The 16,753-nt window shown below is 66.8% G+C and carries 17 protein-coding genes; 6 read left to right on the plus strand and 11 right to left on the minus strand.

Going from position 1 to position 16,753, the window contains the following annotated elements:
• Positions 1-496: 496 nt before the first annotated feature.
• From ACI0FO_RS10175 to cynS, 6 genes are all read left to right on the plus strand, one after another.
• Entirely contained in the window at positions 497-1,612 is a 1,116-nt protein-coding gene (locus tag ACI0FO_RS10175; RefSeq protein WP_416026313.1) for a sensor histidine kinase, read from the plus strand.
• An 8-nt stretch (positions 1,613-1,620) separates the two neighbouring features.
• Positions 1,621-2,259 carry a response regulator gene (locus tag ACI0FO_RS10180; RefSeq protein WP_416026315.1) on the plus strand — a complete coding sequence of 213 codons (639 nt, stop codon included), beginning with the start codon at positions 1,621-1,623 and terminating at the stop codon, positions 2,257-2,259.
• 135 nt (positions 2,260-2,394) lie between these two features.
• Positions 2,395-3,741 (plus strand): CmpA/NrtA family ABC transporter substrate-binding protein, encoded by a 1,347-nt coding sequence (locus ACI0FO_RS10185; RefSeq protein WP_416026316.1) that lies wholly within the window; start codon positions 2,395-2,397, stop codon positions 3,739-3,741.
• The gene (ntrB, locus tag ACI0FO_RS10190; RefSeq protein ID WP_105557952.1) at positions 3,741-4,583 is read left to right on the plus strand and encodes a nitrate ABC transporter permease; all 843 of its coding nucleotides are present in this window, start codon (positions 3,741-3,743) and stop codon (positions 4,581-4,583) included. Before ACI0FO_RS10185 ends, ntrB begins: the two co-directional genes overlap by 1 nt.
• Positions 4,584-4,587: 4 nt before the next feature.
• Positions 4,588-5,382: an ABC transporter ATP-binding protein gene (locus ACI0FO_RS10195; protein ID WP_416026319.1), complete on the plus strand. Its 795-nt coding sequence runs from the start codon at positions 4,588-4,590 to the stop codon at positions 5,380-5,382.
• 11 nt (positions 5,383-5,393) lie between these two features.
• Positions 5,394-5,837, plus strand: a complete 444-nt coding sequence (cynS, locus tag ACI0FO_RS10200; protein ID WP_183013161.1) for a cyanase — start codon at positions 5,394-5,396, stop codon at positions 5,835-5,837.
• A 76-nt stretch (positions 5,838-5,913) separates the two neighbouring features.
• Here cynS and pdxK read toward each other — a convergent pair whose 3' ends face one another.
• The 11 genes from pdxK to ACI0FO_RS10255 all read right to left on the minus strand — a co-directional run bounded on the left by pdxK (position 5,914) and on the right by ACI0FO_RS10255 (position 16,685).
• On the minus strand, positions 5,914-6,777 hold the full coding sequence (gene pdxK / locus ACI0FO_RS10205) for a pyridoxine/pyridoxal/pyridoxamine kinase (RefSeq protein ID WP_416026320.1): 864 nt from the start codon (positions 6,775-6,777) through the stop codon (positions 5,914-5,916).
• A 59-nt stretch (positions 6,778-6,836) separates the two neighbouring features.
• Positions 6,837-7,334 carry an RES family NAD+ phosphorylase gene (locus ACI0FO_RS10210; protein WP_416026322.1) on the minus strand — a complete coding sequence of 166 codons (498 nt, stop codon included), beginning with the start codon at positions 7,332-7,334 and terminating at the stop codon, positions 6,837-6,839.
• A complete protein-coding gene (locus ACI0FO_RS10215; protein ID WP_416026324.1) occupies positions 7,331-7,726 on the minus strand; it encodes an MbcA/ParS/Xre antitoxin family protein in 396 nt (131 codons plus the stop codon). The genes ACI0FO_RS10210 and ACI0FO_RS10215 overlap by 4 nt, the downstream gene beginning before the upstream one ends.
• 37 nt (positions 7,727-7,763) lie before the next feature.
• On the minus strand, positions 7,764-8,822 hold the full coding sequence (locus ACI0FO_RS10220) for a peptidylprolyl isomerase (protein ID WP_416026326.1): 1,059 nt from the start codon (positions 8,820-8,822) through the stop codon (positions 7,764-7,766).
• Positions 8,823-8,894: 72 nt separating this feature from the next.
• Positions 8,895-9,437: a YbjN domain-containing protein gene (locus tag ACI0FO_RS10225; protein WP_416026328.1), complete on the minus strand. Its 543-nt coding sequence runs from the start codon at positions 9,435-9,437 to the stop codon at positions 8,895-8,897.
• Positions 9,438-9,480: 43 nt separating this feature from the next.
• Positions 9,481-10,179, minus strand: coding sequence for a DNA repair protein (locus ACI0FO_RS10230; protein WP_416026329.1), 699 nt, complete (start codon positions 10,177-10,179; stop codon positions 9,481-9,483).
• A gap of 4 nt (positions 10,180-10,183) precedes the next feature.
• Positions 10,184-11,878, minus strand: coding sequence for a putative porin (locus ACI0FO_RS10235; protein WP_416026331.1), 1,695 nt, complete (start codon positions 11,876-11,878; stop codon positions 10,184-10,186).
• A 36-nt stretch (positions 11,879-11,914) separates the two neighbouring features.
• Positions 11,915-12,628 carry a TonB C-terminal domain-containing protein gene (locus ACI0FO_RS10240; protein WP_416026332.1) on the minus strand — a complete coding sequence of 238 codons (714 nt, stop codon included), beginning with the start codon at positions 12,626-12,628 and terminating at the stop codon, positions 11,915-11,917.
• A gap of 17 nt (positions 12,629-12,645) precedes the next feature.
• On the minus strand, positions 12,646-13,065 hold the full coding sequence (locus ACI0FO_RS10245) for an ExbD/TolR family protein (RefSeq protein ID WP_006222018.1): 420 nt from the start codon (positions 13,063-13,065) through the stop codon (positions 12,646-12,648).
• 9 nt (positions 13,066-13,074) lie between these two features.
• The gene (locus ACI0FO_RS10250) at positions 13,075-14,997 is read right to left on the minus strand and encodes a DUF2341 domain-containing protein (RefSeq protein ID WP_416026334.1); all 1,923 of its coding nucleotides are present in this window, start codon (positions 14,995-14,997) and stop codon (positions 13,075-13,077) included.
• A gap of 38 nt (positions 14,998-15,035) precedes the next feature.
• A complete protein-coding gene (locus tag ACI0FO_RS10255; protein ID WP_416026336.1) occupies positions 15,036-16,685 on the minus strand; it encodes a ShlB/FhaC/HecB family hemolysin secretion/activation protein in 1,650 nt (549 codons plus the stop codon).
• Between the last annotated feature and the right edge of the window lie 68 nt (positions 16,686-16,753).

Below are 16,753 nucleotides of genomic sequence, written 5' to 3' on the forward strand. Positions count from 1 at the left end.
GGTGGCGGTGGCCTGGGGCGCGCGGGGAGTCGATAAGCCCGAGGGAATCTGAAGGAACCGCCGCAGGCGGTGACGAAGATGACGACGGGGGTGTCCGGAGCGAAGGCTCCGGACCGCAATCGTTGACCCGCGCGCCCCAGGCCACCGCCACTCCGGGCGCCAAAAGAACCAGCATCCACGAACACCAACCAACGGCCGGCGCTGGCTCTTGGCACCTGGCTCTTGGCACCTGGCTCTTGGCACCTGGCTCCTGGCACCTGGCTCTTGGCACTGACACCTGGCACTAGCTCTTGGCGCTTGGCACATGGCGAGCGGCAACCAACCACCCGCAAAAAAACAACAAGCAAACCGCAGCAGCAGCACTTGCCGCCGTCAAAGGGATTTCCCTCATCCCCCGCGCACAGCCCCACACCTCCCGTAAACTCCCCCAAAAAAATCACGCGCAAAAAAAAGGCGCAAGGGGCCGGGGCATCACCCTCCGGAAAGAAACGCAGCCATGTTCGCCGACCTGAACCACCTCTCGCACCACGCCGCCTGGCGCCGGCAGTTGGAAATGCTTCTGGAATCCGCCGGCGAAGGCATCTACGGCATCGACCTGCGCGGCCGGTGCATCTTCATCAACGGCCCCGGCGCCACCATGCTCGGCTACACCCCCGACGAAGTCGTCGGCCGCAACATGCACTACCTGATTCACCATTCCCACGCCAACCGCGCCCTGATGCCCGTCCATGACTGCCGCATCTTCCGCGCCTTCCGCGAAGGCCGTGGCGAACGCGTCGACGACGAGGTGCTCTGGCGCCGCGACGGCTCGTGCTTCGACGCCCAATACGCCTCCTACCCCATCCTCAACGACCACGAAGTCGTCGGCGCCGTCGTCACCTTCTCCGACATCACCGACCGCAAACGCATAGAGCGCGAACTGGAACGCCGCGTCGGCGAACGCACCGCCGAACTCAGCGATGCCCACGACTCGCTGCGCCGCCTGTCCTCGCACTTGTCCAGCCTGCGCGAAGAAGAGCGCGCCCACATCGCCCGCAACATCCATGACGACCTCGGCGCCTCGTTCACCGCCCTGCAACTAGACCTGAACTGGCTTCGCCGCCAGCTGAGCGCCACCCCCGCCTTGCAGACCCACATCGACCGCATGCTCGAGGTGACCCAGACCGCCATGGGCGCCACCCGCCGCATCCTCAGCGACCTGCGCCCGGTTGTGCTGGACCACCTGGGCCTGTGGGCCGCGCTGGAAACGCTGCTGCAAGACCTGCAGGCCCGCACCGGCCTGCAATGCCGCTACCTGTGCCCGCCCGACACCGAACGCCGCCGGTTGGACCGCAACGCCGAAATCGCCGTCTACCGCATCGTCCAGGAACTGCTGACCAACGTGCAGCGCCACGCCCGCGCCCGCAGCGTCAGCGTCAGCGCGGCCTGGAGCGACGACGGCCTGCTACTGACCGTGGAAGACGACGGCATCGGCATGCTGCTGCCCGAAGCCCCCCGCACCTTCGGCATCCTGGGCATGCGCGAGCGCGCCCGCGGCATCGGCGGCGACCTTGCCCTGGACAGCGCCCCCGGCGCCGGCATGCGCGCCCGCCTGCGCCTCACCCCCAACTGACACGCCACATGGCCCTGAACCTGCTTATCGTCGATGACCACCTGATCATCCGCCGCGGCCTGGCCCGCATCCTGGAAGAAGACCCCCGCGTCTGCCTGGTCCATGAAGCCGCCGACGCGCCGTCCGCCTTGCGCGCCCTGCGCCAGACCCGCTACGACGCCATGGTGCTGGACGTGGCGCTGGGCGAACGCGACGGCCTGGACGTCCTGAAGACCGTGCGCGCCGACTACCCGTCGTTGGGCGTCGTGATGCTGTCCGTCTACCCCGAAACACAGTTTGCCGTGCGCGCGCTGCGCACCGGCGCCCATGCCTATCTGAACAAAGGCTGCGACCCCGACGAACTGCTGGCCGCGCTAGTGAACGCCGCCGCCGGAAAAATGTACGTCACGCCCGCCGTGGCCGAATTGCTAGCCCAAACGGTGCGCCAGGACAGCGCGCGCCTGCCGCACGAACTGCTGTCGAACCGCGAATTCCAGGTCTTGCAGCTACTGGTGGCCGGCCGCTCGGTTTCAGCCATCGGCGAACAACTGGCGCTGTCCGTCAACACGATCTCTACCTACCGCAGCCGCATATTCGAAAAACTGGGCGTTCGCACGCTGGTGGAATTGGTGGCCTACGCCAACACGCACCAGCTGGGTGCGCCCTAGCCGCCTGCGCACCAGCGCCGCGCACGGCGCGCACCGCGTAGTAAAGGCACTACACGCATATCGTCGAACCCGGGATACCGGCTCGGCGCGGCCGGCCCCATGATGGCTCCAACCCAGTCTGGCCGGAGCCATCCCATGTCCCTATTCAGCAATCCGTTCGACGCCGATACCCGTCTTGCCTGCGGTTGCGGCCGCCACCCGTCCAAGGCCGAACACGAGCGCGCCAGCCAGTCCGCCGCGGACAGCGCCGTCGAGCAAGCGGTGATGCGCGCCCTCTTTCCCCAAGACGCGCTGCGCCGGCGCTTCCTGCGCGCCGTAGGCAGCGGCACCGCCATGGCCGCCATCGCCTCCATCTTCCCGCTGGCCGCCGCGCGTGACGCCTTCGCGCAATCCGCCGGCCCGCTGGAAAAGCAGAAGCTGAAAGTCGGCTTCATCCCCATCACCTGCGCCACGCCCATCATCATGGCGCACCCCATGGGCTTCTACGCCAAACAGGGCCTGGACGTGGAAGTGGTGAAAACGGCCGGTTGGGCGCTGATCCGCGACAAAGCCATGTCGGGCGAATACGACGCGGCGCACATGCTGTCGCCGATGCCGCTGGCGATCTCGATGGGCGTCGGCGCCAGCCGCGCCGTGCCGTGGACGATGCCCGCCGTGGAGAACATCAACGGCCAGGCCATCACCTTGTCCATGAAGCACAAGGACCGTCGCGATCCCAAGGACTGGAAAGGCTTCAAGTTTGCCGTACCGTTCGACTATTCCATGCACAACTACCTGTTGCGCTACTACCTGGCCGAGCACGGTCTGGACCCCGACACCGACGTACAGATCCGTTCCGTGCCGCCGCCCGAAATGGTGGCCAACCTGCGCGCCGACAACATTGACGGCTTCCTGGCGCCCGACCCGGTGAACCAGCGCGCGGTCTACGACGGCGTGGGCTTCATCCACACCCTGTCCAAGGCGATCTGGGACGGTCATCCCTGCTGCGCGTTCTCGGCCAGCAAGGAATTCGTGACCACGATGCCCAACACGTACCAGGCGCTGTTGAAGGCCATCATCGAAGCCACGGCCTACGCCCGCGCGCCCGCCCACCGCAAGGAAATCGCCGCCGCCATTGCCGCGCCCAATTACCTGAACCAACCCGTCACGGTGGTGGAGCAGGTGTTGACCGGCACCTACGCCGATGGCCTGGGTAAGGTGCTGACCGACCCCAACCGCATCGATTTCGACCCCATGCCGTGGCAGTCGTTCGCCGTCTGGATCCTGACGCAAATGAAGCGTTGGGGGCAGGTCAAGGGCGATGTGGATTACCAGAAGGTGGCAAGCGAGGTTTTCCTGGCCACCGACGCCGTGCGCCTGATGCGCGAGGCCGGGCTGACCCCGCCTGCCGAAACGGCAAAGACATTCAGCATCATGGGCAAACCGTTCGATCCCAGCCAACCCGAGGCCTACCTGGCCGGTTTCAAGATCCGGAGGACTTGATGCGGTCCGTGCAACATTGGCGGGCGGCATTCCTTTCCATCGCGCTGTTCCTGGCCTTCCTGCTGCTGTGGCACGTTGCCACCCGCCCCGAGACGGGCGGCGCGACGGTGGACCCGGCCTATGCCGCCCTGGTCGGCAACGCCGCGGCCAGCGGCTCGAAAACGCCGTTCCCCGGGCCCGCCGACGTCGGCGCGCAGCTGTGGCGGCACCTGCAAGACCCGTTCTACGACCGCGGCCCCAACGACAAGGGCATCGGTGTGCAGTTGGCCTATTCGGTAGCCCGCGTGCTGACGGGCTTCGGGCTGGCCGCGCTGGTGGCGGTTCCGCTGGGATTCCTGATCGGCATGTCCAAGACCGTCTATCGCGCCTTCGACCCGTTCATCCAGGTGCTCAAGCCGATCTCGCCACTGGCGTGGATGCCGCTGGCGCTCTACACCATCAAGGATGCGGACACGTCCGCCATCTTCGTCATCTTCATTTGCTCGTTGTGGCCGATGCTGGTGAATACCGCCTTTGGCGTGGGCGCGGTGCGGCAGGACTGGCTGAACGTGGCGCGCACGCTGGAAGTGTCGCGGCTGCGCACCGCGCTGCAGGTGGTGCTGCCCGCGGCGGCGCCCACCATCATGACCGGCATGCGGATTTCGGTGGGCATTGCGTGGCTGGTGATCGTGGCTGCCGAAATGCTGATCGGCGGCACGGGCATCGGCTACTTCGTCTGGAATGAATGGAACAACCTATCCATCGCGAACATCATCTGCGCCATTTTCTTCATCGGCCTGATCGGCATGCTGCTGGATACCTTGCTGGCGCGCGCTGCCCGCCTGGTCAGCTACCGGGAATGACGCCATGAGCCAATCTTTCCTGCAAGTACAAGGGCTGGGAAAGCGCTACCCCGGCCGCAACGGTCAGCCCCAGCCGCCCGTCTTCGAGAACATCGATTTCACGATTGAACAAGGCCAGTTCGTATGCGTGATCGGCCATTCCGGATGCGGCAAGACGACCATCCTGAATGCGCTGGCCGGGATCGACGACACGTATGAGGGCGTCTTGATCATGGATGGCCGCCAGATCGCGGGGCCATCGCTGGAACGCGGCGTCGTGTTCCAGGCGCACGCCCTGCTGCCGTGGTTGACCGCGCTGCAGAACGTGGAATTCGGCGTGCGGTCGCGCTGGCCCGCCTATGACCGCGAACGCGTCCGCGCGCACAGCCTGCGCTATCTGGACATGGTTGGCCTGGCGCAAGCGGCCGGCAAGAAACCCTGCGAGCTGTCAGGCGGCATGAAGCAACGGGTAGGCATCGCGCGCGCTTTCGCGATCCAGCCGAAGATGCTGTTGCTGGACGAGCCGTTCGGCGCGCTGGACGCCCTGACGCGCGGCACCATCCAGGACGAATTGCGCGCCATCGTCCAGGAAACCCGCCAGACCGTATTCATGATCACGCACGACGTGGACGAAGCGATCCTGCTGTCGGACCGCATTCTGCTGATGAGCGCCGGCCCCTATGCCCGCATCGCCGAGTCCGTCAACGTGGACCTGCGGCGCGACCGCACCCGGGCCAGCCTGCACCACGAACCCCGCTACTACGAAATCCGCAACCATCTCGTCGACTTCCTGGTCGACAAGGCATCCCACAAGGAGTGAATTCCATCATGATGTCCCGCGCTGAAGTCACCGAACTGATCGTCACCCGCAAACTGGAAAAGAAGCTGGGGTGGGCCGCCATCGCCGAAGCCGTCGGCCAAAGCAAGGAATGGACCACGGCCGCGCTGTTGGGCCAGATGACGCTGACCGAGGAACAGGCCCTGGCCGCCGCGCGCGTGCTGGACCTGCCGGACGACGCCGTCGTGCAACTGCAAGTGGTGCCCTACAAGGGGTCGCTGCCCACGTCAGTGCCCACCGATCCGTTGATCTACCGCTTCTATGAACTGATTAACGTGTACGGCACCACGTTCAAGGCGCTGATCAACGAGGAATTCGGCGACGGCATCATGAGCGCCATCGACTTCAAGATGGACTTGTCGCGCGAAGCCGACCCCAAGGGCGACCGCGTGCAGATCGTGATGAGCGGCAAATTCCTGCCGTACAAGACGTACTGACGGCGCAGGCCCCCTGCGGGAACAGACCTGCCCGCACGGGGCCGATTCGCGCCAAAAAGGAGGCTTGCCCCAGGCCCTAGTCTTCCACGGCCAGTTCTTCCCACGCCAGCTCGCGCGTGCGTTCCAGCGTCGCCGTGACCTGGGCCGCCGCCTGGCGTACCGCATCGGGCAGGTCCTGCCCGGTCAGCAGCCTGGCCGTCAGGCTGGCCATGAACACGTCGCCCGTGCCATGCACCGACGGCGGGATGGCGATCTCGGGGTGCGTGACGACGCTGGCTTGATCACGCGTCACCACCGCCAATTGCAATGTGCCGGGTGCGGCCGCCATCGGGGCCGCGCTGGTCACGACGATCCATTCAGGTCCCTGCGCGATCAGCTCGCGCGCGGCCGCCACGACGTCGTCGATCGACGCCAAGGGCCGGCCGACCAGTAATTCCAGTTCAAAGTGGTTCGGCGTCATGCCGTCCGCAAGCGGCACCAACAGGCCGCGGTACTGTGCGACCAGGCCGGCGTCCACGTACAGCCCATCGTTGCGGTCGCCCATCACGGGGTCGATATGCACGCGCAGGTCCGGACGCGCGGCGCGCAACGCCGGCAGCCAGCGCGCCAGCAGGTCGGCCTGGCCCGGCTGGCCCAGGTAGCCGCAGACAACGGCGCGCGCCACTTTGGTGACACCGCGCTCGTCCAGCCCCTTCAACAAGCCTTCGAACCAATCCAGCGGCACGGCGCCGCCGTGCAGCGTCGGGTAATGCGGCGTGTTGCTCAGGACGACGGTGGGCACGGCGATGGCGCGCAGGCCCGCGCGACGGAAAACCGGCATGGCGGCGTTGTTGCCGACATAGCCATAGACGACTTGGGACTGAATGGAGACGATGTCCACCTGAGCGGTGTAGGCGGGCAACGCTGCGCCCGGCGCGGGGGCAGCGGAGATTGCGGTCATACGGCGGGCTCCTGACGGGAACGGTTGCACGCCGGCACCAGAGCCGACGGAGCCCCATTCTAGTCCCGCGCGCCGCCCCCGCCCGCCGCCACCAGCCACCCGGCCCCTTCCAGCACCGCATCGGCAATCCCCGCCAAGTGCGGCGCGTAGGGATACGCCACCGACGACACGATCTGGCATTGCGCCAGATGCGGATGGGCAGCGTTAAGCAGGTATTGCACGCCGCCCGCCGCCGACGGCACCCGCAGCAGCAGGGTGTCGCCGCGCGCCAGCCAGGCGTCGCCTGCGGCCCGGGTCGCAGGCAGGTCGGTTTCCCAATGCTGGGACACGGCCGCGTCGCTGACGGCATGGTCCGGCGCCATCACTTCCAACAGAAAGTAGTGGCTGGGCAAGGCCTGCGGATGCGCCACCTCCGATAAGGCCAGCCGCGCGAAGACGGCGGCAGCCGGATTCGCGTCCAGCACCACCACCGGCGCGCCCGCGCCATGCCAGCGGCCCGGCGGTCGGGCCCGCGGCTGCAGGTCCTGGCTGTTGCTCAAGCGCCAAAGCGCAATCATGGACCGTTTCCTTCATCGATATCGATGAGCCATTCTTCGATCGCCACGGCGTGTTTGCCGTGCTGGCACAGCAATAATGGCACCCGCCCCAGCAGACGCCTTTTCGGGCTGCTCAACCACTGGTGCGCCTGCTCGCGGCTGCCGAACACCAGTTCAGCCAGCCAACTCACCCGCAACGCCCGGTACAGCACGCGCAGGTCGGACAAGTCCAGCCCCGACTCGCGCGTGCCCTCCCTGGCGCGGACCGGCGCCTGATCGGGCACCAGCGGAAACCAGCGTTCCAGCCCGTCAGGATAGGTCTGGCGCAAAGCTTGCAGCAACGCCCCCGCGCATTGCAGGCTGACCGGCGCCCGGGCATCGCCCAGCGCCAGCGTCAAGCGGGCGTCCAGCACTTGACCGACGGCCCCGGCCGCGCGCGGCGCCGTCTTTTCATTGGGCGCGGGCGACGGACGGGCCGGCCGCCGAGAGGGCCGTGGTTTGTTCAAACGCGGCATTGAGGGCCGCGCCATCGATGCTGACGGTACCGGCATTCAACAAGCCCTCCAGATAGGCGCGCGCGGCCAGTTCCTGACGTTGCGAGCGAAGCGCGGCGCGCAGCTCTTCCTTTACTTGATCGAACGGCGTGACGCTGGCCGCGTGGAATGCAGACAACTTCAGGATGTGGAACCCCGCAGCCGACTGCACCGGCGCAGATACCTCGCCCTCTTTCATCTGCTCGACCACCGGACGCATCTCGGGCGTCAGCTGCGCCAGCGGCACGAAGCCGATATCGCCGCCTTGCGCGCGCGTGGTGTCGTCGCGCGAAAAGTTCTGCGCCAAGGCCGCGAAATCCGCCTTGGGCGCCTGCGCACGCTTGACCAGATCCTGGGCTTGTTTGCGCGCCGCAGCCACCGCGTCCGCGTCGCCCAGGGCGGCTGGCAGGAATATCTGGCTGACCCGATACTGGGCCGGCAGCGCCAGTTGCGGCTTGGCGCGCTCGTAGGCGGCTTGCAGATCCGTTTGGCCCGGATAGTCGTCCGGCGCCCGGCTGACCGACTCCAAGTAGCTTTGCAGCACGATCCTCTCTTGCGCCGCCTGGAACGCACGCTTGATTTCCGGCTTGTCCTGCCACCCTTGCGCGCGCGCTTGCTCGATCAAGGCCTTTTCGGCCAGGCGCGCACGCAGCCATTGGTCCAGACCGGCCCGGTTTTCCTTCAATTGCCCGCGCGCCTGCGGCGGCATCGTCTGCAGCTGGCGCAGCAATTCATCGCGGTCCACCTGCACAGCGCCCAGCGTCGCGATCGCAGGCGGCCGATTTGCCGGCACCGCGGCAGCCGCAGGCGCAGGCGCCGCAGTGGGCGCGGCGGATGCCAACGCCTTGGCGGGCGCGCTTTCGCTGCTTTGCGCGTCGTTGCCGCGCAGCAACGCGACCGCGCCGGCCGTTGCTGCCATCAACAGAACCGCTGCCGTCAGGCGCAGCCGGTTGGAGGAATTCAGGATCTTGGTCATGAGGGGAACCTCTATGGGCATCAGGGGGCGGCCGGACGCGCCAGCATCCGGCAGCGCCCTGCGGGGGCCGCGTTATGCGGCTGCCGTCGCTTCGACGGTTTCGGTGTTGACGTGTTCGATGTTGGCGGTTGCCGTGCTGTCGACCCCCGGCGCACCGGCGGCGCCATCCGCCGCGGCATCGGCGGGGCTGTCTTGATCCGACGCATTGGCCCGCAGGAACAGCAGGAACTCCTGCAACAGGCGATCCCACAGCTCGGTGGTGGCGCGCAGATAGGTCTCCGACACGCCGCCCGCCACGATCACGTCCAGCTCAAGCACCAGAAACACGCCTTGCACGGACAGGCGCGCAAAGCGTTTTTCCACGTTCCAGCGGTCGGCCAGGCCGGCCGGCAGTTCGCCCTGCACGCGCAGCGCGCAGCTCAGCGTGTAATCCAGATAGTGCCCTTCCTGCTGGGCCGGATTGCCCATGCGAACGGCAAAGCCCACGCCCTGGCTGGCGCTCAGCAACTGGACCATGCCGTTCTGCTCGGACAGGGTCACGCGGTAGCCGGCGGATTGCAGCAATGTCTGCAGGCGTTCGGCGTTCACGTCAAGAATCAGGCTGGTTTCGGTCATTTCGGTATTTCCTGGATAAAGACAAATTGCAATCAGGGACAGACTACGGGTTGGACGTTGCAGCCGCTTGACTGCGCGGCGCCTGTGCGTCGTACAGCTTGTCGCCATACGCCTGCGCCTGCTCTTCGAACTTGACGCGCGCGCGGCCGGCGAAGGGTTGCTTGAGCGCCAGGATGTCGCCAGTGCTGATGCGCTCGTAGGCGTTCAGGATCTCTTTGCCGGCCTCGTACATGTCGCGGTTCTTGGCCAGGCAGATCTTGACCTCGTCGTCACGCTGCGCCAGGTTGCGGGCCAGTGCCTGGCGTTCCGCCTCTTTGGCCCGGGTCAGCGTCAAGAGCTCGTCGTAGGCCCCCTTGAACTTGCCCAACTGCGCGTGGCTGGCGGCGACTTGTGCCTGGGCGCTTTCCATCACCGCGCCCTGCTGCTCTGCCAGCTTCTCGGCCTGCCCACGGCTCTTGGCCAATTGCGCGCGCAACGACTCCAGCTCTTTCTGCGCCGCGTCGCGCTGGGCTTCGGCGGCCGCCTTGGCGGCGTTCACCTGCGCCTGCTCGCTTTGCAATTGCTGCAGCTGCTGCGTCGTGCTGCGCAACTGGGCGCGCAAGCGTTCCTCCATGCTTTCGGCTTCTGCCGCCCCGGTCAAGCTGAGGCCAGCCGCGCATAGCGCCACGGCGGCGGCGAACCGCCGGCCGCGGCCCGCCACGGCCGGATGGCGGGATTCATCCCATACGATGTGCATGTCCATGGCCTTAGAACCTGGCGTTGATTTCGAACTGCATCGTGTCGATGGCCAAGGGCGGACCGTAGATCTCCTTGGTGCTCATCCAGCGGAAGACGCCGTAGACGTTCTTCTCGAAGGCATAACCCGCGCCGATGTAGTAGCCGCGCGCATTGGTGCCGCCCTGGTGGAACGACGAATCGTTGAACGCATCAGGCAGCGCATCGGGTTGGATGTACTTGTAGCCAACGAACGCCAGCCAATCGCCCTTTTCCTTCAGGTCGTATGACCGGCCCAGCGTGGCCTGCAGCATCCAGGCATTCGGACCGCTTTCGATGTCGCCGTTGTCGCCGAAGTTGTTGACGATGTAGCCCTGCGAACGGCTTGCCATCTTGCTCTTGCTGTAGGCCAGGTTGCGGATGTAGTTGCCGTTCACGCGCAGGCCCAGGCCGTCGAACACGCGGGTGTCCCAGCGCAGGTTCAGGTCCAGCAGGTCGAACTTGGACGCCAGGCCCACGTACTGCGGTTGCGGCGTGTCGGCCGGATTGAGCGGATTGGGCGCGATATTGCGCAGCAGGAACAGCGTGTTGCCCTTCTGCATGAAGGCCGGGCGCGACCAGTCGGTGTCGCAGTTCTCGGCGCCCGCCCAGGGTGAGCAGGCGCTGGAACGCTTACCCGCGATGTTGTCGAAATGGTAGTAAGCCACCGCGCCGCGCAGACTGTTCTGATTATTGATCTTCCAGTCCGCGCCGACCTGCGCGCCCAGCAGCCATTTATTTTCGGTGCTGCCCTCGCTCATCGACGACGAGTTCCAGCCGTTGTTCGCGTATTCCGTCGCAAACGCACCTAGCGTGCCAAAGAGCGTGACGTCGCGGCCCTGCAAGGGGTGCTTGAAGATCGCGGCGATACCGTCAAAGTTCAGGTCATTGGAAAACAGCGTATCGGTGGATTCGAACGGATTGGCGACACGGCCGCCCGTGACGGTGGCCCACTTGGCGGGGCGATACGTCAGGTAGGCCTGGTCCAGCCAGATGTCCTTCTTGCCCATGCCGCCGCCCAGCGTCTGGGACGTGGATACCGGGCTGTCGTCGCTGCCGGTGGCCAGGCGGATGCCGGCAGTCCAGGCTTCCGAAATTTCCGCACGCACACCCAGGCGGGCGCGGATGCGCAGCTGGTTGCGGCGGTCTTCACGCGTGTTCAGCATCGGCGGGTAGCCGCCGTTGGTGTTGGGATTGACGTCATACGGCCCGTTGGCGTTGAGCTTGGCGAAATCCGTGATTTCGTTGCTGTTGCCGCCGTTGTAGAAGCGCGATTCGTCGCGCACCCGCACGTCGCCTTCCACCGTGATGCGTGACACCCAGTCCGGGAACGTGTTGGGCTGCGCCCAGTTTTCTTCCTTGGCCTGCACCATGACTTCGGCCTTGACCTCGTCGCGGATCTGGTCGCGCACGGTCTGCGGGATGTAGGGCACGCGCACGTCGCCCGCCTGCGCCACGGCCGCGCCGCGGTCCGGCGTGGCCTGGCGCGCGACACGGGCTTCGGCTTCCGCCTGCGCGACCAGCGCGTCGGCCTGATCGGGTTTGAGCACGCCCTGCTGCACCAGCAGGCGGATCAGGTTGATGGTGGCGTTTTCGGACGGCGCGGGCGCGCTGTGCGCCGGCAGCGCGGCGGCACTCGCCGCGGCCAGCGCCAGCGATGCCGCCAGCCGGTTTAGTTCGAACTTCATTCTCTAGTCACTCCGGGATCAGGTCTGTTCGGGATTTCAGGAAGGCCGGCGGCCGGTCAGCGACGCGCGGATAGGCATGTTGGCGGTGGCAGGCGGGCGCTCGTCCAGGCCCGGCACGGCGCGCAAGGCGGCGACCACGCGCGCGTCGACATCGGCGTCGCCGCTGCCGCGGGTCAGTTCCACCCGGGTGATCTGGCCCGACGCCGTCAGCCAGATGTTGGCCTGCAGGCGGAAGGTCAGGTTGCGGGTGCGCTCGTCTTCGCGCAGGATTTTTTGCAGCGCATAGGCCAGGTATTGGCTGTAGGTGGCGTTGCCCGCGCGGCCGCCTCCCCCGCCCGCCATGCCCTTGCCTTGGCCCGCGCCGATGTTGAACGCGTCGCTGCCGGCCTGCGCATCGCCGTCGATCTGCATCGGGTTGGCCAGGTCGTCGGCCGGGCGCGGGGGCGCTTCGTCCTGCGGCTTGGGCGGTTCGGGCGTGGGCTGCGGCTCGGGTTCGGGCGTGGCCACGGGTTCTTCCTTGGGCGGTTCCTGCTCCGGCGGCTTTTCGGGTTCGGGCGGCGGCGGCGGGGGCGGCGGCAGCGGGATGATGGCCGTGACCTTGGGCGCATCGCGCCGAACGCCGGACATATCGTTGGCCCAGCGCCATAGCGCGTAGGCCGCCACCGCCGCGGCCACCGCCACGGCCGCCAGCTTCAGCCAGCGGCGCGCCGGATGCGGGACGCGCGAGGAATCGGGTGCGTGTTGCGGCATGACGTTGGTCCCGGCCTTTATTGCGGTTTGCCAGTGACGAGACCGACCTGGGCAAGCTCCAGGCGGCGCAGCAGGTCCAGCACTTCCACCACCTTTTGGTACTGCACGGCGGCGTCACCGCGCACGATCACCGGAAAATCCGGGTTCAGCGCTTTCTCGGTGCGCAACCGGTCTTCCAGCTCGGGCAAGGTGACCGGATAGGCGTCCAGGAAAACCTGGCCCGCGTCGTTGACGGAAATCGCCTTGGTCTTCGGCTGCGACAAGGCCATGGTGGAACTGGCCTTGGGCAGGTTGACCTTGATGCCGGCGATCTGCGCGGTGGCGGTCAAGATAAACATGACCAGCACGACCATCAGCACGTCAACCAGCGGCGTGATGTTGATGCCGTCCACGGGTGCGTCGTCGTCATCGTCCTGGGATGCGGATACGGAAGCCATGAATGCTCCTTATGCCTCGGCGGCGGCGGGTTGCGCGTCGCGGGCGGCCGGGCGGCTGGCCGCCGGCGCACGCGTTGCGGGGTGGTGGGCGGCTTCCTGCGCTTGCGTTTCACCGTGCACTTCGGCCAGGCGCGTGACGAATTCGTCGACGAACACGCGCATGTCGGCGCTGACTTCCTTGTTGCGCGACACCAGGCGGTTGTAGCCAAACAGCGCGGGAATCGCGACGAACAGGCCCATGGCGGTAGCCAGCAAGGCCGCGGCCATGCCCGGAGCAATGGCGTTGATGTTCACATCGCCGGCCATTGCCGTGCCCAGGAACACCACCATGATGCCTAGCACGGTGCCCAGCAGGCCGATGTAGGGGCCGCCCGCGATGGCGTTGGACAGCACGCCCAGCTTGGCGCCCAGCACCTGGTTTTCCTTGGTGCGCACGGCGTCCATCGATGCGCGGATGGCCTCGATCGTGGCGGCCGAGATCGACGTGGTGTCGGCGCCCTGGGCGCGGCGGGTGCGGATCTCGTTGACCGCCACGCGGTACAGGCGCCACAGCGAAGCGTGTTCCAGCCGTTGGGCCAGACCGGCGTCATCGGCCAGCATTTCCAGGCGCTTGCCGACGTTGGCGAAAGACTCCCGGAACGCTTCGTTGGCGCGCGCCAGGCGGGCCACGTGGCGGCTCTTCTTGATCATGATGATCCAGGACTGCACCATCATCAGCACCAGCACGCCGATGATGATCCAGGCGTCGATCGGCACCGCCTTGAGCAAGAAGCCCATGCCGCCGAAACCGAAACCCGACTGTTCTTCGTCCGCGCCGTAAGCCACCAGGCGCGACTCCGCGCCCTGCGAGCTGGCATCGGCGTAGATCAAGGCAGCGGGACGCGCGACCTTGGACAAACGAACTTCGTCGATGGCGCCGACGAACGGCGCGTAAACGGGGCGCGCAGCGGGCGCCGACGCGGCGTCGGCCGGTACCGAGCCATCCGCGGCGGGGGCGGCAGCGGGCGTCACGGGCGCGGCCGGCGCGGGCACATCGCCCCCCAGCGCGGCGATGGCGCCCAACGGCGGCAGGCTGGCGGCCAGCGACGCGGTGGCGCGGCCGTTCACGTACAGATGGACCTGGCTGCCGTCGGCCGTCACCGCCAGATGTTGCCAGGCGGCGGGCGTCAGCGGCTGGCCGGGCTGGCTGCGCTGGCCATTCACTTCCACGAACGGCACGCCCTGGTTGATACCGATCAGCAAGGCGTTGCCGGCGTCGCGGCGGGCGTAGACCAGTTGTTCGCCGGCCGGCTGGTCGGCGCGGACCCAGGCGCTGAACGTGAAGGCGCCCGCGGCCGGGATGGCCAGCGAGGGGCTGGCGGGAAGCATCAGCGGCGCGGCGCCCGTGAACTGCGCGGCCCGGCCGATGACGCCATCCACCGCGGCCCCCGTCGGGGTCTGGCCGTGGTTGCTGTACGCGGTGGTGTCGCGCGGCGGCGCGCCAGCGGCGCCGTCGAAGTGATAGACCAGCGTGTAGTTCGGGTCGAACGTCAGTTGGCCATTGGCCGAGACCGGCGCCTTCTGGTTGCCGTAGTACATCCAGATGTCCTGGCGCTGGCCGTCGGCCACTTCAGGCACGTCCACCCACACCAGCGCCATGCCCAGCAAGGGGTCGAAGGCTTCCACCTGGTGGTTCAGCACGGTTTGGTCGTCGGCGCCCACGAAGCGGATGTCTGCGCCCTTCTCGTTGATGCCGTCGAAAGTGAAGTTGCCGGTGTGCAGGCGCACCAGCAGCGGCGTGCGGCCAGCCGGGCCGCCCAGCGGCATGCCCTGCGCGGTGCTGTCGACGGTGATTTGCTTGCGGTACTGCCAGTCAGGCTGCCACCAGGCGTGGGCGGCGGACGGCAATACGCCGGCCAGCACGGTCAGTAGGAGTATCAATAGGCGTTGCATGTTCAGGACTCCGGGATGAATGAGGAGGTCGCGTGCGCTCAGAAGCTGGCGCGCACGCTGAAGTTCAGTCGGGGATCGTGCTTGCGGGTGTTGGGGCCGTCTTTCAGCGGATAGCCCCAATCCAGCGAGCCGGACAGCCAATCCATGACTTGCAGACGGGTGCCCAGGCCGACGCTGGCGAGCGAGTAGCTGGCGTCCTGTTCGGGCAGCGGGTCGCGCAAGCGCAACGTGGCGGCGTCGGCAAAGGCATAGAAGCGCCATTCGTTGACGTTCGCGCCCAGCCAGCGGGCCAGCGACGGCGTGCGCCATTCCACGGAACCCAGCAGCCCGTCATCGCCCGTCCGTTCGGCAGCCAGATAGCCGCGCACGCTGGTGGCGCCGCCCGCCGAGAACTGCTCGTTGGACACCAGGGCGCCCGAGGCCAACTGGAACGAGCCGCGCAGGCCCAGTTGCCAATCCCCGAACAGGTTTTGCGTATGCGTGCCATCGCCGCGCAACAACGCGAAGCTGGGGCTGGCGCGATAGCGCTTGTCGTCGAACTCCTTCCAGTCGCTGCCTTGATTGAAGAAGGAGCCGCTTGCGCCCACGACCGACAGGCCCAGGCTGCTTTGCGACGATTCGGAATAGCGGTAGCCGTTGTAGGCAAGCGTGAACGGCAGGTACTTGATGGGGATCTGGTCTTCGTTGGCGCCGAAGCGCGTGGACTCATCGAACTTCTTGTAGTCCAGGCCGACGGACAGCGAATTGCTCCAATCGCCTTGCGGCTCCATCGTGTAAATGGCGGACAGGCCGAAGGAATAACCCTTGCCCAGCACATTGGTGCCGCCGATCGTGGCCACGTTGCTATCGCTCTTGTAGCCCGAGAATTGCAGGGCCCAGCGGCTGGAGAGCGGCATGGAATACGAACCGGACCACACCTTGGCATTGTCGGTTTCCTGCGGCGCGGTGAAAAAGGTCAGGCTGACGGAATGGCCCAGTTGCCACAGGTTGTCGTAGCCCAGCGACGCGGTGCTGCGCAGGCGCGTGGTGTCGGCGCTGTAGTCGTTGTTCAGCCCCACGCTGGCATGCCATGGGCTCTTGTCTTCGACCTTCAGGTCCACGTCCATCGTGCCGGGCAGGCGCCCTTCCTTCACCAGCGGCACAACCTGGCGGCTGGCGCCCTTGTTCAGGTTCGTCAGTTCGGCCTGCGCGCGGTTGAAGTTGGGCACCTGGCCTTCCTGCAACGCCGGCACCTCGTCGCGAATCGCCAACGGGGAATAGTGCTGCGCGCCCACCACCCGCACGCGCCCCACCTTGGTCTCGGACACTTGCAGGAACACGATGCCGTCGGCGACTTGTTGTTCGGGCAGGTCCACGTACACCGACTGGTAGCCGCGTTCCTGATAAATGGCCTGCAAGGCTTCACGTGCGGACTCGATATCGGCCAGCGTGCGGTCCGGGCCCAGGTAGGGATAGACGGCGCGCTCGATGTCGCGGGCCTCCAGCACGGTATTGCCCCGCACGATGTACTCGTTGATGTTGACGCGGCGGCCGTCCGGGGCCGCTGCGCCGGCGGGTGCGGCGCCGGCCTCGGGCGCCGGCGCGGCTTGCGCGCACGCCGAATTAATGGCGGCGGTCAGGACGAATGCTTGCGGCGCGCGGCGCAATATGGCGCGCAACGCGCGGCCCGTACTTTCGAAATCATGCATAGCGATGCACTCGGTTCCTTGTGTGAAATCCGGCCTGGTTACCGGCCGCTGCCGAGCCGTGCGCTTCG

The organism is Achromobacter marplatensis, from assembly GCF_049060505.1.
Lineage (GTDB): Bacteria > Pseudomonadota > Gammaproteobacteria > Burkholderiales > Burkholderiaceae_B > Achromobacter > Achromobacter marplatensis_A.